Consider the following 20923-nt stretch of genomic DNA (forward strand, 5'->3'; position numbering starts at 1 on the left):
TGTCGGCAGGGCGCTGTCCGACAGGGCACGTCAGGTTCGGCGGACAGGGCGCCCTGCCACCGCGATAGCGGGGCCTTTGGCCGGGGCGGGTTCACACGTACGGTCATTTTTCCGGATACATCTCAGCTCCGCCAACAGACATTGAAACCGCCCGATGCGGGCACGGAGAGAGGACGCAGAGTTGCGGATACTCGCTGCGGGAGACCATTTCGTCGGCACCGGCCTGCTGGCCGAGGCCGTCCGTACCGAGATCGGCGCCGGGCACGAGTTCTCGGAACTGACCCTGCCGTGGCCGGTGGAACCGTTCGGCCCGGTAGCGAACGTGCACGAGGCCAGTGGCACCGAGGAACAGGTGATCGAGGCATTGGCGGGAGCCGAGGTCGCGGTGACCCAGATGGCACCTTTCACCAAACAGGTGTTCGCCGCCGCGCCGGGCCTCAAGCTCGTGTCGGTGTGCCGGGGAGGCCCGGTCAACGTCGACCTCGCCGCGGCCACCGAGGCAGGTGTCGCGGTGACGTATGCACCCGGCCGCAACGCCGGGGCCGCCGCCGAGTTCGCGGTCGGGATGATCCTGGCCGCGATGCGCCGGATCTCGACGTCGTCGGCCGAACTGCTGGGCGGGACCTGGCGCGGCGACTACTACGCCTACGACCAGACAGGTCTCGAACTCGACGGGACCACCGTCGGCCTGGTCGGATACGGCGCGATCGGCGCGCGGGTGGCCAAGGTCCTCGTCGCCTTCGGCGCGAAGGTGCTGGTCTCGGACCCGTTCGCCGACCCGGCCCGGATCGGCGCCGACGGCGCGGAGCTCGTCGAGCTGGACGATCTGCTGCGCCGCAGTTTCGTGGTGAGCCTGCACGCCCGGCTCACCGAGGAGACCCGCCATCTGATCGACGCCACCAAACTCGCGCTGCTGCCGGCGGGCGCCGTACTGGTCAACACCGCGCGCGGTGGCCTCCTGGACTACTCGCCGCTCCCGGAAGCCCTGCGCTCGGGACGGCTCGGCGCGCTCGCGCTCGACGTGTACGACGTCGAGCCACCGCCCGCGGACTGGGCACTGCGGGGCGCGCCGAACGTGATCGCCACTCCGCACCTCGCCGGTGCCAGCAGGCAGACGGCCGAGCGGGCGGCGAGCATCGTCGCCGCCGAAGTCGGCCGGTACGCCCGCGGGGAAGCACTCGCGAACCTGGCGAATCCCGAGGTTCTGCGGCCATGATCATCGGCGTCGACATCGGCACGTCACTGACCAAGGCGGTCGTCTTCGACAAGGCCGGGATGTCGGTGGCGAGCGCGTGCACCACGTCCGAGGTGCACCACCTGCCGGGCGGGCTGGTCGAGCAAGACCTCGACCAAGTGCTCGGCACGGTGGCGACAGTGGTGCGCGAGGTCGCCGCCGGACTCGACGGCCCGGTCACCGCGCTGGCGCTCACCGGTCAGGGCGACGGACTGTGGCTGCGCGACGAATCCGGTGAAGCCGTGCGGCCCGCGATCTCCTGGCTGGACGGGCGGGCGAATTCGTTGCTGGCCGAATGGCAGTCCGCCGGAGTGACCAGGGAGGTGTTCCGCCGAACCGCGTCGGGAATGTTCCCTGGCTGCGCCGCGGCGATCATGTCCTTTTTGGACACTCATGAACCGGGGTCGCTCGACAGGGCGGCGGTGGCGGGTTACTGCGTCGACGCGGTGCTCCAACGGCTGACCGGTGAGATCACCGTCGATGCGTCGGATGCCTCGCTGCCCTTCCTCAACCCGGCCACCCGGCATTACGACGAAGACGCCATCGCGGCCGTCGGCCTCTCCCACCGCCGGAGCCTGTTCGTGGAGCCGGCGGCGCCGAAGACGGTGTTCCGCTTGGACGAGCGCGGCGCCGGGCTGCTCGGGCTTCCCGTCGGGCTGCCGGTCACAGCGGGGCCGTTCGACCTGCCCGCGAGTGCCATCGGCGCCGGAGTGCGACGGGCGGGTGATGGCATCCTCACCGCCGGTACCACCCTCGCCTGCCAGGTCCTGACGGACTCGGCGCTGTTCGATCCGGACGGCGAGCCCGCGGGGATGTTCCTCTGCACCCCGGAAGAAGGCGAGTTCCTCCGGGCGATGCCGGCGATGGTCGGCACCGCGGGAATCGACTGGGTGTGCCGCCTGTTCGGAATCGCGGTCGAGGAGATCGGCCCGCTGCTCGACGCGAGCAGGCCCGGCGCGGGTGGCGTCCGCGCGCTGCCGTTCCTCTCCGCGTCCGGTGAGCGAGCGCCGTTCGTCGACGCTTCGGCGAGGGCGCAGTTCTCCGGGCTGAGCCTGGAAAGCGAGCGCGGTGACATCGTCCGTGCGCTGTGTGAATCGATCGCATACGCGGCAAAGCACTGCTTCGACGCGGCAGGGCTGACAGGCACGTTGTACGCCTGCGGCGGTGGGGTCCGCTCACTTGAGTGGACACGCGTCTTCGCCGACGTTCTCGGGCGGCCCATCGTGATCCCCGGCGATCCCGGGGTGGGTGCGCGAGGCGCGGTGATCGTCGCCTCGGACGCCCTCGGCGAGCCGGTCGACAGGGAACTTTGGGCGGAAAGCGCACGCGTCGTCGAGGTCCGCCCCGAGAACGTAGGGTTCTACGAGCAGGGCTACGCCGATTACCAGGACTCGCTGGCCGCAGCCCGCGGACTGTGGAGGTTGTGACGGTGATCCTGGCCGAAGAACGTGCGGCGGTCTGCGAGTACGCCCGCCGGATGACCAGCGACGGACTCGTGGTCGGCACGTCCGGCAACGTCTCCGCGAGGCAAGGCGAGCTGGTCGCGGTGACTCCGACGGGGGTCGACTACGCCGGACTGCGGCCGGAGGACGTGCCGGTGGTCGGCCTCGACGGCGAGATCGTCGACGGCTCCCTCAAACCCACCAGCGAACTCCCGATGCATCTCACGGTGTACCGGCAGGCGGCGGATCCGGACGGCAAGGCGGTCTCCGCCGTGGTGCACACGCATTCCGTGCACGCCACGGCCGTCTCCACCCTCGTCACCGAGGTGCCCTCGATCCACTACATGCTCGCCGCGATCGGCCCGACAGCCCGCGTCGCGCCCTACGCGACGTACGGCACCGAGGAACTCGCCAAAGCCATGCTGGAGGCCCTGGAAGGGCGCCGAGGCTGCCTGCTGGCCAACCACGGCACCACCACCTTCGGCGACAGCCTCGGCTCCGCGTACAGCCGGGCGCAGCAGCTCGAATGGGTCTGCCAGGTCTGGCTGACGGCACGGGCGGCGGGAACACCGAACCTGCTCCCGCCTGCCGAGATCGAGCACGTCGTGGAAAAACTCCGCGGCTACGGTCAGCGCCAGAACCCGGCCTAGGAGGCGGCGGGTTCGGCCTCGAAGTCCGTTGCGTCCACGGCGTGCACGGCGTCGAGAAGCTCGACGACCGTCGGATCGTCGACGGCTTCCTTGATGCACTGCCACAACTGAAGATTCGCCAACGCCCACCGTGAGTAGTTCTCCGCGGCCTTGGGGTTGTAGAAGTAGTAGCCGCTGTCGTGGACGTCGCGTTGCTCGCCGACGATCTTGTGCGCCAGTTCGCGGAGGCTCAGCCCGTTCTCCCGCAGGTAGCGGTGGGCGAGCACGACCGGCGTCACCGGCAGCGCCTTGAACAGCGTGTCGGCGTCGCTCAGCGCCTGGGCCTCGAGCGAGATGTGCCGGCCTCTGGTGGCCATTTCGGCCTCGTCGATGAGTTCGTCGATCCACCGGGCGACGGTGTCCTCGACACCGCATTCCCGCAGGATGCCCATCCGGAGGTCTCGCCCGGCAGCCGCGGGGGAGTTCCGGAGCACGATGTAATTCACGTCGTGCACCAGTGCCGCCACCTCGACGACAGTGCGATCCGCACCGTTGTGGTCGGCGAACCCCGCGGCCTTGGCCCGGACGAAACTCACGTGATGCCAGCCGTGGAACTGCAGTTTGTCCGCATAACGCCAGCACAGTTGCCGGACGCGATGCTCGACGGCGTCGATGGTCTGGGAAGGAATCGTGCTCTTTCGCGCGCGCATACACCTCTCCGTTCCCGTTTACAGACGGGTGGAGTAATGGTATGCGTCTTCGACGGCGGTGTGTAGTTAGATGCGCCCGGCGAGGTCCCCCAATCGGACCTCCACCGGAACGTGACGGTGCCCTATTCCGGTCTTCGGGTCATAGGAAAGACTGAACTCGCTTACTGGGCGTGATTTCACCAAAAACGTCATAGTCCCTTCGGTGGCTTCGGGAATCCGATGGAACTCGTCCGCGTACATGACGCCTACCGAGCCCGCCTGACACAGCGTGCTACGTCGTAACCGAACCGATGTGATCAATCCGGAGAGCTGGTCGCGCAGGGTCGAATACCGCTCGTGGACGTAGTTGCCACGGAGGAGCGTGGTGCAGAAGTGATATCTGTGGTTGTGGACGGAATCGGCGTAGCCTTCACGCCAGTCCTTCGGTGCCTTGTACTCGTGCAACCAGACCGAAAAAGGGTCCGTCGGGGAATCGAGCAGGCACCAGGCGAAATGGGTGGTGGTCTCGCGGGATCGCTCGAGTACCGCGCTCGCCTCGTCCGGGCTCAGGGAATCCAGATGCCGCCGGAGATCGTCGCGCAGGTCGGGTCTTGACGTCCAGTCGCGGAAGATCTCGTCGACGATCTGCCAGTGCTGCGCCAGCGGCAGGTCCGTGGTCCGGAGCAGCGCGGAGAGCCGGGTGAGGGGGGACAAGCGAGTGAGCAACTTCAGCTCCTCAAATCTAGTGCTCTGCGACGCCGAGAGGTCAGGGGTTCAACTCGGCGAGTTTGGTGAACTCCTTCCGGAAGGCGTAGAATTTCCCTTCCAGTTCGAGGAAGTTCTTTTCGGACAGGGGAGAGCCGGTGATCTTTTCGTACAGGGCGAGGAAATCCGCCCTTGTCGTCGTGGTGGAGATACGGAAGTTCCGTCCGGAGCGGGATTGGGAAACGCGGAGGAACTCGGAGCGTTCCTTGTTGTACAGAAAGGAACCTTCACTGAACCGCAGAGTTCGCGGATACAGCGTGGTCGCGCCGCGGATATCGCTGTACAAGGTCACCCAAACGCTCTCGTCGAACACTTCGAGCCGGTCCAGCGGCGGGTCGGCGACGACGGTGATGTCCACCAGTGAGCACCGGCCGCGCGCCAGGAACAGCCCGACCAGGCCGATGCTGATCTCATCGTCGAGTCGGCGCTGGATCGTCTCGTAGTCCATTCCCGCTTCTTCGCTGCGAAGGAGATAGCGCGCCCTGCCGCTGATGGCGCCCTCGTCACGCGGGTCGGCGATGACCACGCGAAGCTCCCTTTCGGTGCGGGACAACAACAATCGGGCCGCTGCGTGCCTGGCGGAGAACCCGCGGAAGAAGTAGTGCCGGGTCACGTCGAGGTCTTCGGTCATGATCCGGTTGAACAACGGATCCGGATCGGTGGTCGCCTCGAAGACGTGGGTGGGGAAGAATTCCTTGTTGAGCGAACGGTATTCGGCGCTGAGCGCTTCCAGCGCGCGGCGGCTTTCCTCGATCACCGGGGTCACCATCGCGCGCTGTGACGCGGTGGCTGTGATCAGGGTCTGGCCGAAGCCGACCACCGCGGAGATCAGGGTGCCGGTACCCAGTGAAGTGAGCAGCGTCTTACCGGCGCCGGGATCCATCTTGCTGGAGATCCACAGGCTGAGGCCCGCGACGACGACCAGTACGGTGAGCAGCAGGCTCGTCCTGGTCCAGAAGATCTCTTGCAGTGGGGTACGGCGGAGCCGGTCGGCTTCCGCAGGCACGGGGGTCACCTCCTTGATCCGCACTCGAACGGACGAACGCACTGCGTATCTGTTCGAGTGCGGGGAGTTACTCTACGCGCATCGTGACAATGTCGAAATAAGAAATTCGGGGGAAAGGTACCAACAGCGAGTGTGACGCTAGGCGATACCGCTTTCGCGTCCGAGGTTTCGCCGGAACACGGAAAAACCACTCACGGAGCGTGTGGAAGGATTCCTTCGTACCACGCGGGGCCGGGCTTCGCGGACGACAGTGTTTCGACAACGGCCGAAGACGGTGTGGCGTACACCGTGGGAAAGTCGATCTCCCCTTTGGCGGGGTCCAAGGTCCAGGCGAGGCGCTCGTCTTCCGGCGAACTCTGTCGTAAGAAAGGAAAGTGGGCGTCCGCGCCGTTTTTGTTGCCCCTCGGGTCGAGCCGGATCCACCGGTCCAGACCGGCGACATACACGCCGTTGAGCCCGTGCAGAACGCCGATCCGCTGATAGCAGAACCCGGCGGGGATGCCTTGGCCGCGCAACAATGCGGCCAGCAGATGGGCCTTCGCGTAGCAAAGACCGACCTTCTCGCGCAGAACCTCGGAGGCCATAAGGGTGACCCGGGAATCGGCGGCGTCCACCGTATGGGCGATCTCGTCGCGCACGAAGTGAAACATCGAACGAATCACGTCGACTTCGGTGCCGCCGGTCGGTGACAGTCTGTCAGCCGTTTCGCGGATCAGCGGGTGATCGTGATCGATGACCGCGTCGGCGACGAGATAATCTTCGAGCCGGTCGGATTCGATCTTCAGCGGGATCTTCACGCGGCACCGGCCAGCACGGTGTCGACGGCCTCTTCGAGGAACTGCGGACCGGCTTCGCCGCCCCGCAGCAACAATCGGAACCAGATCGCCCCCGCGAGCAGATCCATCACCAGGACCGGGTCGACGCCGGCGCGCAGTTCGCCCCGCGCGGTCGCGCGCTCGAAGATCGGCTCTTCGCGCGTCATTCGGTCCGCGAAGAAGCTCCGCGCGACCTCGCCGAGCTCCGGACGTCGCGGACCGGCGGTGAGCGTCGCGACGACGGCGGGTGAGGTGTGCTCCGAGGTCAGCAGCCGGAGGATCTGTGTCGCCACGGCGAGAAGGTCGCCGCGCAGGCTGCCGGTGTCCGGGACGTCGAGGGCGAACAATCCCGAGTCGCGCAGCGTCGCCGCCAGGAGCGCGTCCTTCGACGGCCACCACCGGTACAGCGTCGTCTTGTTGACGCCGGACCGGGCTGCGACGGCCTCGATGGCGAGCTTGTCGTAGCCGTTCTCGGCCAGCAGTTCGAGGGTGGCGGCGAAGATCGCCTCGGCCTTGCGCGGACCGTTCTGCGTGCTCACGACCAGAGAATACAACGCACCGTTGCGTTGTGCCCAAAGCGCGGGTACTTTGCAACGCAACGGTGCGTTGCATTCAGGAGGTTTCCATGGTCCCCATCGTCTTCGTCCACGGCATCCGGCTCAGCGGTGCCGCCTGGTCCGAGCAACTCGAACTGCTGGGTCATCCCGCGAAAGCGGTCGATCTTCCGGGCCACGGCACTCGCCGGGGCGAGCGGTTCACCCTGGACGGCGCGGTCGACGCTGTCGCCGGGGCTCTCGACGAGCCCGCCCTGGTCGTCGGGCACTCTCTCGGCGGGTACGTCGCGATGGCCGCGGCCGCGCGGCATCCGGAAAGCGTGGCCGGGCTGGTCGTCGCGGACTCGACCTACCTGCCCGGCAAGACGCTGGAGACGCCGTTCCGTCTCGCGCACCGCCTCCTCATGCGGCTCCCGGACCGAGGAGAAGGGCCCAGCCGGCGGCAGTTCCGGAGCGCCCTCCCGCCGAAGCTCGCCGAGGCCGTGATCGGCGGCGGCATCGCGACCGAGGTGATCCCGGACGTCGCCGAGGCCTTCGCCCGCTTCGACGTGCTCGCGGAACTCGCGACCTATCCGGGCCCCACCTGGCTGATCAACGGCGCACGCGACCACTTCCGTCGCCACGAACGCCGCTTTCTCGACGCCTGCGCCGACGGCAGGCTGGTCAACGTCCCGAACGCCGGGCACTACCTGCCGATGGCGCGCGGGAAGGAATTCGCTCAGCTGGTGCTCGACGCGGCCCGCAGCCTGTCGATCTCCGCCGTCAGTTCCGAACGCAGCGGGTCGTGCTGAGGGCCCAGCGAGGCAGTCCGGTTTTCGACCGGATAGAGCCAGACCGGCCGCCCGACGACGTCCGCCGGTTCCCAGTCGTAGCGCGGCCAGACGTGCGCGTGGAGAAAGGGGACCGCTTCGCGAGTAGATCCAGGTCCGACAAGAACTTCAGCCGACGCGGACGCGTCAGGTCGGTCAGCCTGCCGACGGCGGGGGAATCGCCCAAGCTAGCCGACCGGCAGGAGCGCGCCTTCGGCGTTGTTGTTGAAGTTGGCGAACAGCCGGACCGGCCCGGGATGCGGGGCCAGGACGATCGACGCGAACGGGGTCGAGGTCACCCCGGAGCCGTAGTTGGTCAGCAGGTGCACGCTGACATGCACGTTCCGATCGGCGGGGATCTCGAACGTGACCGAGCCCCAGGACACCACGTACTGCCTGCCGTCGATGCTCGCGAAAGGCGCGTAGAAACGCACCGCGTTGCCGCTGCTGGGAGGGATGTCGATGGTGAGCAACCGGCGCTGGCCGTCGTGGTTGTCGACGTAGGGGATCACCCCGGGGCGGCTGGCCAGATCGGTCATTCGGGCTCCCTCAGAACTGGTAGTAGAGGAACGGGCTGAACGTGCCGGTCGCGATCAGGATGGCCGCGTACACCAGCCCGACGGTCATCACGCCGATCCGCAGCGCCGTCGCCGGGCGGCTGCGCGAAGACTCCAGCAGCGGCCCGGTCACCGGATGCGCGGGCAGGAAGATGATCGCCAGCGCGCACAGCAGGATGATCAGCCGCTGGTTGGTCACCGCGCTTTCGACGACGTCGGTGAGGCCGGTGAAGTCCGGCAGCACCATGTGCCCGATCATGCCGAGCGCGTGCGGCAGGTCCTTGGCCCGGAAGAACACCCAGCCGAAGACCACGAGCACGAGCGTCAGCGCGCGGCGGCCGATGCGGGCGGCCTGCGTCTTCGGAGTGACGTCGTAGCCGAAAGCGCGTTCCACGATCAGCAGCGCGCCGTGGTAGATGCCCCAGATCAGGAACGTCCACTGCGCGCCGTGCCAGAACCCGGTCAGCACGAACACGATGCACAGGTTCCGGTACGTGTGCCCGGCGCCGGTGCGGTTGCCGCCCAGCGGGATGTAGACGTAGTCGCGGAACCAGCGCGACAGCGACATGTGCCAGCGCCGCCAGAACTCGGTGATGGTCACCGACGAGTACGGCCTCGCGAAGTTCTCCGGGAGCCGGAAGCCGAGCATGCGGCCGAGGCCGATCGCCATGTCGGAGTACCCGGAGAAGTCGAAGAACAGCTGGAGCGTGTACCCGATCGCGCCGAGCCAGGCGATCGCGAAGGTCATCTGGTCCGGTGGCGTGTTGAAGCAGGCGTCCACCATCGGGCTGAGTGAGTCCGCGATGATCGTCTTCTTGCACAGCCCGAGCGCGAAGCGCGGGAAACCGGCGGCGATGTCGTCGAGGCGGTGCGACCGCTGCTGCGGCAGCTGGTCGGCGATCTCGCGGTACCGCACGATCGGCCCGGCCACCAGCTGCGGGAACATCGCGATGTACGCGGCGAACGACACCGGGTTGCGCAGCGCGCGGCGTTCACCGCGGTAGATGTCCACCACATACGAGATGTGGTGGAACGTGTAGAACGAGATGCCGATCGGGATGACCAGGTCGGCCACCGGGAAACCGCCGCCGAACCAGTGCGTCACGGCCGCGATCTGCTGCGTCGCGAACCCCGCGTACTTCCAGATCAGCAGCATGCCGACGTTGAGGCCGATGACCCCGAGCAGCAGCCGCTTGCGCCGCTTGTTCTGCAGGTCCCACGCGTTCGGCTCCAGCGCGGGCCCGGCCAGGAAGTTGACCACCATGCAGCCGATGAGCACCAGCGTGTACGGGCCGGCACCGGTGGCGTAGAAGATCAGGCTGCCCGCGGCGACGATGCCGTTGCGCCAGCTGCGCGGGCACAGCAGCACGGCGAGCAGTACCGCCGGCATGAAGTACCACAGGAACAGTGGCGAAATGAACGACATCGGTGCGGGGTCCCCCAGAGCGGCTACGCGTTATCCGCTGGTGACCTTAGCCTGAGCGCCCCGCCCGGTGTCGACGAACTACGTGTGACGAAGTGCGGGGTCAGACACGTCCCGCGATACGGCGGCGGCGCGCCACCTCGGCCAGCAGCACCCCGGCCGCGACCGACGCGTTGAGCGACTCGACACCGGCGGACATCGGGATCGACACGGTCGCGTCGCAGGTCTCGCGCACGAGGCGGGAGAGACCGCGGCCCTCGGAGCCGAGCACGATGACCAGCGGATCCGCCGCGAGGTCCAGTTCGTCGATGTCGACCGAGCCGTCCGCGTCGAGGCCGACGACCATCAGGCCGTCGTCCTTCCACGCCTTCAGCTGACGGGTCAGGTTGGTCGCGACGGCGATCGGCAGCTTGGCGGCGGTGCCGGCGGAGGTCCGCCACGCGACCGCGGTCATGCCCGCGCTGCGCCGCTCCGGCAGGAGGACACCCTGCGCGCCGAACGCGGCGGCCGAGCGGATCACCGCGCCGAGGTTGCGGGGGTCGGTGACGCCGTCGAGCGCGACGAACAGCGGGGTCTGGCTCGAGTCCTTCGCCACCGCCATCAGATCGCGCGGGTCGGCGTACACGAACGGCGGGACCTGCAGGCCCAGGCCCTGGTGCATGGCCCGGTTGGTCTTGCGGTCGAGCTCTTCGCGCGGGACCTCCAGGATCGAGATGCCCTTGTCGCCCGCGAGCCGGACGGCCTCGTTGACGCGGTCGTCGATCTCGATGTTGATCGCGACGTACAGCGCGGTGGCCGGGACGTCGGCGCGCAGCGCCTCGACCACAGGGTTGCGCCCGGCGATCAACTCCGGCTTGTCGGCCTTCTTCTGCCGGGCCTGTTCCTTGCGGTCACGCGCGTTCGAGATGCGGTACGCCTTGTGCCCGGGCCGGTCCTCGGCCTTGGGGGTCGGGCCCTTGCCTTCGAGGCCCTTCCGGCGCTGGCCGCCGGAACCGACGACCTGGCCCTTCTTCGTGCCGGGCTTGCGAATAGCGCCCTGGCGCCGGGAGTTGCCTGCCATGAGTGAGAATCCTTGAGCTAGAAAAAGCGAGTAAGTGTCAGACGTCCTTGACGGTCCACTGTGGACCGTTCGGAGTGTCTTCCACCACGATGCCCGCCTGCTGGAGGCGGTCACGCGCGGCGTCCGCACGGGCGAAGTCCTTCTCGGCGCGGGCCTGCTGCCGTTCGGTGAGCAGCCCTTCCACGAGGTCGGTCAGCGCCTGCCGGGTGGGCGTTTCGTTGCCGCCCGCCTCGGACCAGCGCGCGGAGAGCGGGTCGAGGCCGAGCACGTCGGTCATCGCGCGCACGGAGGCGGCGATTTCGAGTGCCTTGGAATTGTCGGCCGCGTCGAGGGCGGCGTTACCGTCGCGGACCGTGTTGTGCAGCACTGCGAACGCCTGCGGAGTGGCCAGGTCGTCGTCGAGCGCGGCAGCGAACTCCTTCGGGACTTCGCCGAGGTGGACGACGCCGACGATGCCCGCGGTGCGGCGAAGGAACTGCTCGATCCTCCGGTAGCCCTGTGCGGCTTCACCGAGTGCTCCGTCGGAGTACTCGATCGTCGACCGGTAGTGCGGCTGGACCAGGTAGTACCGCAGTTCGGGCGCCCGGTAGTTCTTGATCATCTCCGGGATGGAGACCGTGTTGCCCAGCGACTTCGACATCTTCTCGCCGGACATGGTCACCCACGCGTTGTGCAGCCAGAACCGCGCGAACCCGTCGCCCGCGGCGTTCGACTGGGCGCGCTCGTTCTCGTGGTGCGGGAAGACCAGGTCGACGCCGCCGCCGTGGATGTCGAACTCCGCGCCGAGGTACGCCGTCGCCATCGCCGAGCATTCGAGGTGCCAGCCGGGACGACCGGAGCCCCACGGCGTCGGCCATGACGGCTCGCCCGGCTTCGCGGCCTTCCACAGCGTGAAGTCGCGCGGGTCGCGCTTCCCCTCGCCGAGGCTCTCGCCCTGCTGGACCTCGTCGAGCTTCTGCCCGGAGAGATCGCCGTAGCCGTCGAACGCCTTGACCGAGAAGTACACGTCGCCGCCCGAGGCGTAGGCGTGCCCGCCGTCGATCAGCCGCTGCATCAGCTCGACCATCTGCGTCACGTGCCCTGTCGCCCGAGGGGCGATCGAAGGCGGCAAGCAACCCAGCGATTCGTACGCCGTCTCGAAAGCGCGCTCGTGCGTGGCCGCCCACTCCCACCAGGGACGATCGGCCGCGGCCGCCTTGGCGAGGATCTTGTCGTCGATGTCGGTGACGTTGCGGACCATCAGCACGTCGAGTCCACTGTGGACGAGCCAGCGACGCAGGACGTCGTAGTTCAGCGCGCCGCGGACGTGGCCGATATGCGGGATGCCCTGCACGGTGGCACCACACACGTACATGGACGCCGTTCCGCTACGGGCGGGATGGAATTCCCGCACGCCCCGGGTCGCGGTGTCATAGAGGTGTAGTGCCACCCCGAAAGGGTACGGGGTGGGCGTGAGGGATGTCGCAGTGACCGTATTACAGCACGTTATGGGTGCGCAGGACGCCGAGGAGGGCATCCGGACGGTCCGTCGTCGGCAACGGCTCTACCAGCGCGAACGCGCAGCCGACCGCGCGTGCGGCGCCGTCGGCCTCCTCGCTGTCGCCGACCATGAGCGTCTCCGCCGGGTCGACGCCGAGCCGCTCGATCGCCGTGCGGAAGATCTCCGGCTCCGGCTTCACCGCTCCGACCTCGAAGGACAGGATGAACTCGTCGACGAAGGCGTCCCAGCCGCGGCGGCTGAAGGCGGGCCGGATGTCGAAGGCGATGTTGCTCAGCACCCCGAGCTTCACGCCTTTGCCGGCGACGCCCTTGAGGACGGCTTCGGTATCCGGGTACGGCGTCCATTGGGTGGGATCGATCAGCCGGGTGTAGAGCGCGACGGCCTGGTCGGCGTGCGGGACCCCGGACTGCTTGAGGACCTCGAGGTAGACCTTGCGGTGAAGCACCGGGTCGCGGTCGCGGTTGTGCCAGGCGTGCAGGTGCTCCTCGTCGAGATCGACGACCTGGCCGACCGGCGCGGTCATCCGGCGCATCAGCTCGGTCTGGGCCTCGACGTCGAGGCTCTCGCCCTCGTGGTCGGTGAGGTCGGCGAGCCAGGTCTCGTCCTGCTCGAGCCGGAAGATCGTGCCGGAGAAGTCGAACAACACAGCGCGAAAGGTCACGGGGTCCACATTAGCCACGATCGTGGGGTCCTTGCCTCTCCTCGCGTGTGAGATGAAAGGTCCTTTCCTTGCGAAATTCGCAAGGAAAGGACCTTTCATGGCGCGTGTCAGGCCGCGTTGCCGGTGATCTTGGTGGGCGTGACCCGGACCAGTACGCGGACGGTCTCCGCCGGCTCGTCCGGGTAGTCCTTGCCGAGGTACTTGTGCGAGAGCTCGTTGATCAGCTCGCGGCCGCCCTCGTCGGTCATCTCCACGGTCCCGCGGATCTCGACGTAGTCGTACGGGTTGGCCTGGTCGAAGACCGAGACGGACACCCGCGGGTCCCTGGCCATGTTCCGCTCCTTGAGACGGCCGCGGACGGTCGCGAAGATCAGCGTGTCACCGTCCCGCTTCGCCCACAGCACGGACGTCTGCGCGGAGCCGTCGGCGTTGAGGGTCGCGAGGACCGGGAAGTTGTTGCCGTCGAGGAGTTTCTTGGTCGCGTCGTTGAAAGTCACACCCATGACGGAAGCCTAATCAACGAACGTTCCCGGCGATCCGCTCGACCCGCAGGCGGATGATCACCCGTTCGACTTCCGGGCCCTCCGGCGGCGGGTCCTGGCCGAGGTACTTGTGGCTGAGCGTCTTCGGCAACGTCTTCCCGGGATCCGGGGTGATCGTGACCGTCCCGCGCAGCTGCGTGTGTCGGTACGGGTTCTCCGCGTCGGTGATCGACACGCTCGCGCGAGGGTCGCGACGCAGGTTTCGCACCTTCAGCCTGTCTTCGGTGGCGCTGAAGACCAGATCGCCTTCGTCGAGGCCCACCCAGATGACCGAGGTCTGCGGGCCGCCGTCGGCGTCCAGCGTGGCCACGGTCGCGAAGTTCTTGCCGTCCACCAGTTCGCGAACCGGTTCGGGAAGTGTGACTGCCATGACAGCCCGAACCGGCTCCCGGCGCGGGCTATTCCTGCGAAGGCAGCAGCAGTGCCGTCGCGAACGCCGCGATGCCCTCGCCGCGTCCGGTCAGGCCGAGCCCGTCGGTCGTCGTCCCGGAGACGCTCACCGGCCCGCCGACGGCCTCGCTCAGCACCTTCTGAGCCTCTTCGCGGCGCTTCCCGACGCGCGGCGCGTTACCCACGATCTGGACTGTCGCGTTCCCGACGGTCCAGCCGCCCGCCTCGACCAGGCGCCGCGCCTCGGCGAGGAACTCGACGCCGTGCTTGCCCGCCCACCGCGGATCGCCGGTGCCGAACACCGCGCCGAGATCACCGAGCCCGGCCGCGGACAGCAGCGCGTCGCACAACGCGTGCGCCGCGACGTCGCCGTCGGAATGCCCCGCGCAGCCGTCGACACCGGGCCAGAGGAGACCGGCGATCCAGCATTCGCGGCCTGCCTCGATCGGATGGACGTCGACACCGTTGCCGATCCTCAAAGCACATCCTCTTTTCCTGCCACCGCGATGGCTTCCGCGAGCTTCTGTTCGAACGAAGTGGTGACGCGCATCGCATCGGGATGCCCGGCGATGGTGTGCGCGCCATCGAGAGACGGCTTATCGGCATACGAGAGAAAAGTCTCACGAGTGAAGCCGAGTGGGGTTTGCGCCGTACGCAGGTATGCGCGGTCTTCGGTACCCGTAATCACCTTCGCCGCATTGGTCACCTTCACGGTGTCTGCCATCGGAAGTACGGGAACCACGAAGGGAGAACCCGCACGGACAGCGTTCGCGACGGCACGGACAGTGTCCGCGGGAGTGAAAGCGCGCAAAGCGTCGTGCACGAGAATGACGGGATTCTCGGCGATTTCTTTTGCGACGGTGTCGAAAGCGTGCTTGAGCGACGGCCCGGGTACTATCCGGCAACGCTTATCGAAGCTACTGTGCCTATCGAGGCTGCTGTGCTTGCCGATGCTACTGAGGGCCGCTGAAAACAAATGAGCACACCGCTCGGGGGCCGCCACGACCACCAGATCGAGATCCGGCAGAGCGAGCAGCCCCCGCACAGTGTGCGTGAGTAGAGCCTCACCATTGACCGGCGCGAGAGCGAGCTCCGCGTCGGAGGCATGGTGTCGAACGACAGTGACGAACACGACTGTGCTCATATGGACGGTGCTCATATGTGCGCGATCGTAGTGGTATCCCGCGCAGCCTCACCTGGCGTGGGACATCCGCCGGTTCAGACTGCCGCGGTTTCCAGAACTTCGTCGAGGAGGACTTCAGCCTTGTCCTCGTCGGTGCCCTCCGCGAGCGCGAGCTCGCTGACCAGAATTTGCCGCGCCTTCGCCAGCATGCGTTTCTCGCCGGCTGAAAGTCCGCGGTCCTTCTCTCGTCGCCAGAGGTCGCGCACCACTTCGGCCACCTTGTTCACATCGCCGGAGGCGAGCTTCTCGAGGTTGGCCTTGTACCGACGAGACCAGTTGGTGGGCTCTTCGGTGTGCGGAGCACGCAGAACGTCGAAAACCTTGTCCAGTCCTTCTTGCCCGACGACATCACGAACACCGACGATCTCGGCGTTGTCAGCGGGCACGCGAACCGTAAGATCCCCTTGCGCGACTTTGAGGACGAGGTACTTCTTCTCCTCGCCCTTGATCACGCGGGTCTCGATGGCTTCGATGAGTGCGGCACCGTGGTGCGGGTAGACGACGGTCTCTCCGACCTTGAAAACCATGTGTCCTCTGCCCCTTTCGCTGAATTCATCTTAGCACGTGCCGACGAGGCCCACCTAGCGGCCTGCGATCGTCGTCGCAGGTCAGCGGCCTGACGGTGGTCCGCCCGGGGGTTGACAAACCCAATTCGCCCGTGCTCATGCAGGTGAGAAGCGAACGATTTCCAAATCCTTTGTGGACGGTTGATCTTGGGCACGTCACCGCATTGGTGGCGTGTCAACACGCACCGGGTTCTCCGCCCGCGAAGCCGCCCGGCTAGTCTTCGCGGTGAAGAGGCCGTGAGATGGAAGGACTCCGACGTGAGGCTGCAGAATCGTCGCGTGTTCGGCGCAGGCGTGCTGGCGCTCGGCGCCGCACTCGTGCTCGCCGGCTGCGGTGCTGGTCAGATCACCCAGACCGACTCGCAGCAGCCCGCGGTCAACGGGACGTACGCGCAGGCGAAGGAGCTGGTGCTGCGGAACGCCGCGCTCCAGTTCCCCACCGAGGGCCAGGCGTACCCGGCCGGTGCCGCCGTGCCGCTGACGCTGACCATCGTGAACCAGGGCAAGCAGGACGACGAGCTCGTCTCGGTCTCCTCCGAAGCCGCCACCGGTGACGCCAAGATCGACGGCGCCAAGGCCGTCGTCGCGGGCCACGCGCTCGTGATCGGGCCGTCCGACGCGGTCGAGTCGACCAAGGAGGTCGCTCCGACGAGCGCCCCCTCCTCCGCTCCCGCGTCTTCGGGTGCCCCGTCTTCCTCAGGCACCCCGTCGAGCAGTGCGTCCGGCGCCCCGTCGTCGAGCGTCGCCGGGACGGTCACGCCGTCCGCGGGCCCCGAGTCGTCCGCCGCGCCGGGCGAGGTGGGCAAGGCCACGATCGTGCTGCAGGGTCTGAAGCAGCCGGTGTGGGCGGGCCAGACGATCAAGGTCACCTTCGTCTTCAAGAACTCCGGTTCGATCACGCTGGACCTGCCGGTCTCGGCGCCGTCGCACCCGGGCAGCCGGGAACCGGCGCCGAAGAAGGAAGCCAAGGGCGGCGGGCACTAAGCTCCTCGGGTCCGTCGCTGCCGGGGATTGTCGGTGGTGGCCGCTAGCCTCGCGGGGTGGTCAAGAAAGGCAGCATCTACCGCTGCGGTGAATGCGGGTACGAAGCGCCGAAGTGGGTCGGGCGCTGCCCCGAGTGTCAGGCGTGGGGAACACTCGAAGAACGCGGCGACGCCCGCCCCGCGATAGCCAGGGTCGCCGCCGGCGCCCCCAGCGCTCCCGCGCGCCCGATCGGCGAGGTCGACGTCGAGACGGCGCGGGCCAAGCCCACCGGCGTCTCCGAACTCGACAGGGTCCTCGGCGGCGGTTTCGTGCCGGGCGCGGTCATCCTGCTCGCCGGCGAGCCCGGGGTCGGCAAATCAACCCTCCTGCTGGAGGTCGCCTATCAGTGGGCGGCCACCGCGGGCCGCGCGCTGTACGTCACCGGCGAGGAGTCGGCGGGGCAGGTGCGCCTGCGCGCCGAACGCACCGGCAACGTCCACGACGAGATGTTCCTCGCGGCCGAGAGCGACCTCTCCGCGATCCTCGGCCACGTCGACGCGGTCAAGCCGGGCGTACTGATCGTCGACTCGGTCCAGACCATGGCCTCGCCCCAGGTGGACGGTGCGCCGGGCGGGGTCACCCAGGTCCGCGCGGTCACCTCCGGGCTGGTCGCGCTGGCCAAGGAACGCGGACTGCCGATCGTGCTGGTCGGCCACGTCACGAAGGACGGCTCGGTCGCCGGGCCGCGGGTGCTGGAGCACCTGGTCGACGTCGTCCTGCAGTTCGAGGGCGACAAGCATTCGACGCTGCGGATGCTGCGCGGGATCAAGAACCGCTTCGGCGCCGCCGACGAGATCGGCTGCTTCGAACTGGTCGAGGAGGGCATCGTCGGCGTGCCCGACCCGTCGGGACTGTTCCTGAGCCACACCTCCGAGCCGGTCGCGGGCACCGCTGTCACGGTCACCATGGAGGGCAAGCGGCCGCTGCTGGGCGAGGTCCAGGCGCTCGTTTCGGCGACCCAGTCGCCGCAGCCCCGGCGCGCGGTGAGCGGTCTCGATTCGGCGCGCGTCGCGATGGTGCTGGCCGTGGTCGAGAAGCGGGCGAACATCAAGGTCGGCGACAAGGACGTCTACGTCGCGACCGTCGGCGGCATGAAGATCACCGAGCCCGGCATCGACCTCGCGGTGGTACTGGCGCTGATCTCGTCGGCGAGGGACACCCCGCTCTCGCCCAAGCTGGTCGCGATGGGCGAGGTCGGGCTATCGGGTGAGGTCCGGCGGGTGCCGAGCGTCGGGCGGCGGCTCGCGGAGGCCGCCCGGCTCGGCTACACCTACGCGCTGGTCCCGCCGGACTCCGGCAAGATCCCGCCGGGGATCCGGGTGCTGGAGGTCGCCGACGTCGGAAGCGCGCTCAACGCCGCCAAACACGCCCACTAGGGCACTTCGGGGCCGTCGTCGTCGGTGATCACCACCGACATCTTCGTGTCGAACAAGGCCGGGCCCGACTCGGCCGGGTTCGGGGCTGCGCGGTTCCGCACGACCTCCGCCGTCTTCAGGTCCACGATGAACGTCCTGATCCGGTCGGGCAGCGTGACGGAGAAGGAAACGCCAGGACCGTTGTCGGGTGTGCTCACGCTCGTGTCGACCGCGACACCCGGAACCCGCGCGAGCGCCTTGCACAGGGCCACCCGGAGGTCGCCGAAACCGTGCCCCATCCGCAGGGCGCCGAACACCATCTCGAACATCTCGGGTGCCGTGTTCGTTTTGTCGAGGGGCTGTCCGGAGCGGTTGTCGTGCATGAGCCTGTCGAGCAGTTTCGTCGGATCGGCGGGGAGATCGGCGAGGAACTCCTTCGTCGGGGTCGTCCAGCCGCTTCCCGTCTGCTTCCATCGAGTCGAGACCGGCGCCTCCGGCGGTGAGTTCGTGGTGGTCGTGGCCGGTGGGACCTGCGGGCTCGAGGTGGAGTGCGGGCCGGGCGGCCCTCCGGAGCTTTCCCAGCCTGTTTCGACCGTCGCACCGGGGATCAGTTCGCCGCGTGTCCTCGCCAAGTCGTAGTCGCCCTTGATCCAGCGGACCTCGCCGGTCCGGGAGTAGCGCGTCTTGACCGGCCGGTCACCCCGCGAGGGAATCCACCGTTCGAGGATCTCGTGGGTCTGGTAGATCAGTCCGCTCTTCTTGCCGAACCGCGTCGTCCAGACCGACTCGGTGAGCAGCCGGTACTGCTTGTCGGTCAGGGGGAGATCGGTGCTGCGGAGGTACTTGAGCGCGTCATCGCCCGGGGCGATAGTCGCGGGGGCGGCCGGGGCCGGGGCGTCGTCGCCGACGAAGGCGTTCGTCGCCACGATTCCCCCGCCCGACACCAGCGCCGCGGCGGCCGCGGCCGCGATCCATCGCCACGCGCCCGGACGTTTTCTTACCGGGGGCGCTGTCAGGGGACGGAGTTCGTCCTCGACCTCTGCCTCGCCCGCCGCGCGCAGGAGCGCGGCCCTGGCGCGGGACAGTTCGTCCTGCCGAGTGTCCGGTTCGGAATGGAGGTCGGCCAGCGCCTCGTCGAGTTCGGCGTCGGACCACACCTTCCTGATGTTACCGCCGTGCACTTTCGCCCTCCTCCTCTTGCCTCAAATTGTCCTTTGTGGACTCGTTCGTTGTCTCCGGTGCGTTGGCGCGCAACCATCTTCTGATCCGGTGCAGCCGTGATCTGACGGTTCCGGCGGGAATCCCGAGTGCTTCGGCCACTTCGCCGGGATCCAGGCCCGCCCAGGAGACCAGCAGCAGGGTGTCGCGGTCCGGGACGCTCAGTTCGGCCAGCGCGCCCGCCAGCTGGGCGGCGCGGAACTGCGCGTCGACCCGCTCGGCGACGCGGCCGTCGTGACCGGCCGAGATCACCTGGTCGGCGGCCGCGAGCCGGGCCGTCGCGTTGAGCGCGCGGGTCTCGGTGCGGACGTGGTGCCGGAGCAGGTTCGTCGCGATGCCGTAGAGCCACGCCCGCGCCGTCCCGGCCTCCGGGCGGTACGTCTCCCGCCGCCGGAGTGCCACGAGGAAGGTCTCGGCGACGAGGTCGTGCGCGGTCTCGGTGCCGACGCGGCGCGCGAGGTAGCGCTGCAGCGGAGCCGCGTGGGCGTCGAAGAGCATGCCGAAGACGGGCGCGGGGTCCGGACCGCCGAGATCCGGCCTGTCCGGCCCGCGCGAGCCGGACTGCTCGTGGTCTTTTTTCATCACCTGCACGATCGCTATTGCCCGAAGGCCCCCAGAGCGTTCATCCGAGCCTACTTTCGTCGTGGGCCGATCGGGGAAACCGCAGGTCGAGATCAAGACAAAAGCCTCGGGAAGGGCAATCCTGTTCACTATTCACCATTGAAAAGTGAAACTGGGGAAGGATTACCATGCGTCGACTCAGGACCGCGGTCGTCGCCGCGCTCGCGGTGTCCGCACTGATCACCGCCCCGGCGGTGGCTGTCGCTCAAGCAGGGAATGTCGTACCCGCACCCGACTTCGTGAAGTCGATGGCGCCGCCCGCCAAGGTCGAAGGGGTCAGGGCGGCCGCCGAACTCAACATCCAGTACCAGATCCAGGAGACCGGGTACTGGTGCGGCCCGGCCGCCACCCGGATCGCCATCTCGGCCAAGAACGGGAACCCGCCGAGCCAGCAGCAGCTCGCGAACGAGCTCCCGACCAGCACCAACGGCACCGACTGGATCGGCCAGGTCACCCGCGTCCTCAACGCCCACGTCGGCGGCGGCTGGTATGAGACCAAGGAGATGCCGAACGACCCGCCGAGCCAGGCGCAGCGCGACCTCCTGTGGCGCGACATCGTGCTGGACGTCGACAAGGGCTACGCGATCGTCGCGAACATCGTCGCCCCGGCGAACAACCACCCGCCCGGCTACCCGAACTACACCATCTACCACTACTTCACGATCATCGGCTACAACAGCGACAACATGACGGTGAAGATCGCCGACCCGGCCAACTTCGGCGGGAACCAGATCTACTGGCTCACCTTCAACCAGCTCGCCACCCTGATCCCGCCGAAGGGCTACTCGGCCTGATCCCTTTCGCGTTTCGTCCTCTGCTCGCGGTACTTGCACGCGCAACGATCGCCGGCAGAGGACGAAATGTCGGGTTGTACGAATCT

At 67.8% G+C, this 20923-nt stretch carries 24 protein-coding genes; 7 read left to right on the top strand and 17 right to left on the bottom strand.

The genetic code is table 11. The features are described from left to right. Positions 1–181 precede the first annotated feature (181 nt). The 3 genes from ACFOSH_RS14805 to ACFOSH_RS14815 are packed head-to-tail and all read left to right on the top strand — an operon-like array spanning position 182 to position 3326. Positions 182–1216 carry a 2-hydroxyacid dehydrogenase gene (locus tag ACFOSH_RS14805; protein ID WP_378239437.1) on the top strand — a complete coding sequence of 345 codons (1035 nt, stop codon included), beginning with the start codon at positions 182–184 and terminating at the stop codon, positions 1214–1216. After that, positions 1213–2661, top strand: coding sequence for an FGGY family carbohydrate kinase (locus tag ACFOSH_RS14810; protein ID WP_378239438.1), 1449 nt, complete (start codon positions 1213–1215; stop codon positions 2659–2661). Before ACFOSH_RS14805 ends, ACFOSH_RS14810 begins: the two co-directional genes overlap by 4 nt. 2 nt (positions 2662–2663) lie before the next feature. After that, positions 2664–3326, top strand: coding sequence for a class II aldolase/adducin family protein (locus ACFOSH_RS14815; protein ID WP_378239542.1), 663 nt, complete (start codon positions 2664–2666; stop codon positions 3324–3326). Here the strand turns inward: ACFOSH_RS14815 and ACFOSH_RS14820 are convergent. The 5 genes from ACFOSH_RS14820 to ACFOSH_RS14840 form a co-directional block, all read right to left on the bottom strand. Continuing rightward, entirely contained in the window at positions 3323–4015 is a 693-nt protein-coding gene (locus tag ACFOSH_RS14820; protein ID WP_378239439.1) for an HD domain-containing protein, read from the bottom strand. The two genes, ACFOSH_RS14815 and ACFOSH_RS14820, sit on opposite strands and share 4 nt — an antisense overlap. Positions 4016–4081: 66 nt before the next feature. Beyond that, entirely contained in the window at positions 4082–4720 is a 639-nt protein-coding gene (locus tag ACFOSH_RS14825; RefSeq protein WP_378239440.1) for a hypothetical protein, read from the bottom strand. Positions 4721–4760: 40 nt separating this feature from the next. Then, entirely contained in the window at positions 4761–5807 is a 1047-nt protein-coding gene (locus ACFOSH_RS14830; RefSeq protein ID WP_378239441.1) for a hypothetical protein, read from the bottom strand. A 149-nt stretch (positions 5808–5956) separates the two neighbouring features. Beyond that, complete coding sequence (locus ACFOSH_RS14835; protein ID WP_378239442.1) at positions 5957–6562, bottom strand: transglutaminase-like domain-containing protein; 606 nt, start codon at positions 6560–6562, stop codon at positions 5957–5959. Beyond that, on the bottom strand, positions 6559–7119 hold the full coding sequence (locus tag ACFOSH_RS14840) for a TetR/AcrR family transcriptional regulator (protein WP_378239444.1): 561 nt from the start codon (positions 7117–7119) through the stop codon (positions 6559–6561). The genes ACFOSH_RS14835 and ACFOSH_RS14840 overlap by 4 nt, the downstream gene beginning before the upstream one ends. Positions 7120–7205: 86 nt before the next feature. On the opposite strand from ACFOSH_RS14840, the gene ACFOSH_RS14845 reads away from it, so the two are divergent. Further along, positions 7206–7925, top strand: a complete 720-nt coding sequence (locus ACFOSH_RS14845; protein ID WP_378239445.1) for an alpha/beta fold hydrolase — start codon at positions 7206–7208, stop codon at positions 7923–7925. A 206-nt stretch (positions 7926–8131) separates the two neighbouring features. Here ACFOSH_RS14845 and ACFOSH_RS14850 read toward each other — a convergent pair whose 3' ends face one another. The 10 genes from ACFOSH_RS14850 to ACFOSH_RS14895 all read right to left on the bottom strand — a co-directional run bounded on the left by ACFOSH_RS14850 (position 8132) and on the right by ACFOSH_RS14895 (position 15787). Then, positions 8132–8482, bottom strand: a complete 351-nt coding sequence (locus ACFOSH_RS14850; protein WP_378239446.1) for a hypothetical protein — start codon at positions 8480–8482, stop codon at positions 8132–8134. A gap of 10 nt (positions 8483–8492) precedes the next feature. Beyond that, the gene (locus tag ACFOSH_RS14855; protein ID WP_378239447.1) at positions 8493–9926 is read right to left on the bottom strand and encodes an MBOAT family O-acyltransferase; all 1434 of its coding nucleotides are present in this window, start codon (positions 9924–9926) and stop codon (positions 8493–8495) included. A gap of 100 nt (positions 9927–10026) precedes the next feature. Beyond that, complete coding sequence (rlmB, locus tag ACFOSH_RS14860) at positions 10027–10983, bottom strand: 23S rRNA (guanosine(2251)-2'-O)-methyltransferase RlmB (protein WP_378239448.1); 957 nt, start codon at positions 10981–10983, stop codon at positions 10027–10029. Positions 10984–11020: 37 nt separating this feature from the next. Next, the gene (gene cysS / locus ACFOSH_RS14865) at positions 11021–12412 is read right to left on the bottom strand and encodes a cysteine--tRNA ligase (RefSeq protein ID WP_378239449.1); all 1392 of its coding nucleotides are present in this window, start codon (positions 12410–12412) and stop codon (positions 11021–11023) included. 46 nt (positions 12413–12458) lie between these two features. Then, a complete protein-coding gene (locus ACFOSH_RS14870) occupies positions 12459–13145 on the bottom strand; it encodes an HAD family hydrolase (protein ID WP_378239450.1) in 687 nt (228 codons plus the stop codon). A 107-nt stretch (positions 13146–13252) separates the two neighbouring features. Further along, on the bottom strand, positions 13253–13648 hold the full coding sequence (locus tag ACFOSH_RS14875; RefSeq protein ID WP_378239451.1) for a PPOX class F420-dependent oxidoreductase: 396 nt from the start codon (positions 13646–13648) through the stop codon (positions 13253–13255). 13 nt (positions 13649–13661) lie between these two features. Continuing rightward, positions 13662–14057: a PPOX class F420-dependent oxidoreductase gene (locus ACFOSH_RS14880; RefSeq protein ID WP_378239452.1), complete on the bottom strand. Its 396-nt coding sequence runs from the start codon at positions 14055–14057 to the stop codon at positions 13662–13664. 28 nt (positions 14058–14085) lie between these two features. Further along, positions 14086–14556 (bottom strand): 2-C-methyl-D-erythritol 2,4-cyclodiphosphate synthase, encoded by a 471-nt coding sequence (gene ispF / locus ACFOSH_RS14885; RefSeq protein WP_005165257.1) that lies wholly within the window; start codon positions 14554–14556, stop codon positions 14086–14088. After that, positions 14553–15236 (bottom strand): IspD/TarI family cytidylyltransferase, encoded by a 684-nt coding sequence (locus ACFOSH_RS14890; RefSeq protein WP_378239453.1) that lies wholly within the window; start codon positions 15234–15236, stop codon positions 14553–14555. Before ACFOSH_RS14890 ends, ispF begins: the two co-directional genes overlap by 4 nt. A 59-nt stretch (positions 15237–15295) precedes the next feature. Then, positions 15296–15787 carry a CarD family transcriptional regulator gene (locus tag ACFOSH_RS14895; protein WP_005165253.1) on the bottom strand — a complete coding sequence of 164 codons (492 nt, stop codon included), beginning with the start codon at positions 15785–15787 and terminating at the stop codon, positions 15296–15298. 297 nt (positions 15788–16084) lie between these two features. Here ACFOSH_RS14895 and ACFOSH_RS14900 point away from each other — a divergent pair, with 297 nt between their 5' ends. Next, positions 16085–16810, top strand: coding sequence for a hypothetical protein (locus tag ACFOSH_RS14900; protein WP_378239454.1), 726 nt, complete (start codon positions 16085–16087; stop codon positions 16808–16810). A gap of 56 nt (positions 16811–16866) precedes the next feature. Next, positions 16867–18225 (top strand): DNA repair protein RadA, encoded by a 1359-nt coding sequence (gene radA, locus ACFOSH_RS14905; RefSeq protein ID WP_378239455.1) that lies wholly within the window; start codon positions 16867–16869, stop codon positions 18223–18225. Here radA and ACFOSH_RS14910 read toward each other — a convergent pair. Both ACFOSH_RS14910 and ACFOSH_RS14915 read right to left on the bottom strand, forming a co-directional pair. Continuing rightward, the gene (locus ACFOSH_RS14910) at positions 18222–19385 is read right to left on the bottom strand and encodes a CU044_5270 family protein (protein WP_378239457.1); all 1164 of its coding nucleotides are present in this window, start codon (positions 19383–19385) and stop codon (positions 18222–18224) included. The two genes, radA and ACFOSH_RS14910, sit on opposite strands and share 4 nt — an antisense overlap. Further along, positions 19372–20013: an RNA polymerase sigma factor gene (locus ACFOSH_RS14915; protein WP_378239458.1), complete on the bottom strand. Its 642-nt coding sequence runs from the start codon at positions 20011–20013 to the stop codon at positions 19372–19374. The genes ACFOSH_RS14910 and ACFOSH_RS14915 overlap by 14 nt, the downstream gene beginning before the upstream one ends. A gap of 158 nt (positions 20014–20171) precedes the next feature. Between ACFOSH_RS14915 and ACFOSH_RS14920 the strand changes: the two genes are divergently transcribed. Further along, a complete protein-coding gene (locus ACFOSH_RS14920; RefSeq protein ID WP_378239459.1) occupies positions 20172–20837 on the top strand; it encodes a C39 family peptidase in 666 nt (221 codons plus the stop codon). Positions 20838–20923: the final 86 nt, after the last annotated feature.

Source organism: Amycolatopsis speibonae, assembly GCF_042647925.1.
Classification (GTDB): domain Bacteria; phylum Actinomycetota; class Actinomycetes; order Mycobacteriales; family Pseudonocardiaceae; genus Amycolatopsis; species Amycolatopsis speibonae.

Bases quoted from the DNA above. Each gene is read 5' to 3' on its own strand.
- ACFOSH_RS14850 (WP_378239446.1), bottom strand. From the start codon at position 8,482: ATGACCGATCTGGCCAGCCGCCCCGGGGTGATCCCCTACGTCGACAAC.
- ACFOSH_RS14855 (WP_378239447.1), bottom strand. From the start codon at position 9,926: ATGTCGTTCATTTCGCCACTGTTCCTGTGGTACTTCATGCCGGCGGTA.
- ACFOSH_RS14880 (WP_378239452.1), bottom strand. From the start codon at position 14,057: ATGGCAGTCACACTTCCCGAACCGGTTCGCGAACTGGTGGACGGCAAG.
- ACFOSH_RS14920 (WP_378239459.1), top strand. From the start codon at position 20,172: ATGCGTCGACTCAGGACCGCGGTCGTCGCCGCGCTCGCGGTGTCCGCA.
- ACFOSH_RS14820 (WP_378239439.1), bottom strand. From the start codon at position 4,015: ATGCGCGCGCGAAAGAGCACGATTCCTTCCCAGACCATCGACGCCGTC.
- ACFOSH_RS14810 (WP_378239438.1), top strand. From the start codon at position 1,213: ATGATCATCGGCGTCGACATCGGCACGTCACTGACCAAGGCGGTCGTC.
- ACFOSH_RS14890 (WP_378239453.1), bottom strand. From the start codon at position 15,236: ATGAGCACCGTCCATATGAGCACAGTCGTGTTCGTCACTGTCGTTCGA.
- ACFOSH_RS14845 (WP_378239445.1), top strand. From the start codon at position 7,206: ATGGTCCCCATCGTCTTCGTCCACGGCATCCGGCTCAGCGGTGCCGCC.
- rlmB (WP_378239448.1), bottom strand. From the start codon at position 10,983: ATGGCAGGCAACTCCCGGCGCCAGGGCGCTATTCGCAAGCCCGGCACG.
- ACFOSH_RS14875 (WP_378239451.1), bottom strand. From the start codon at position 13,648: ATGGGTGTGACTTTCAACGACGCGACCAAGAAACTCCTCGACGGCAAC.
- ACFOSH_RS14895 (WP_005165253.1), bottom strand. From the start codon at position 15,787: ATGGTTTTCAAGGTCGGAGAGACCGTCGTCTACCCGCACCACGGTGCC.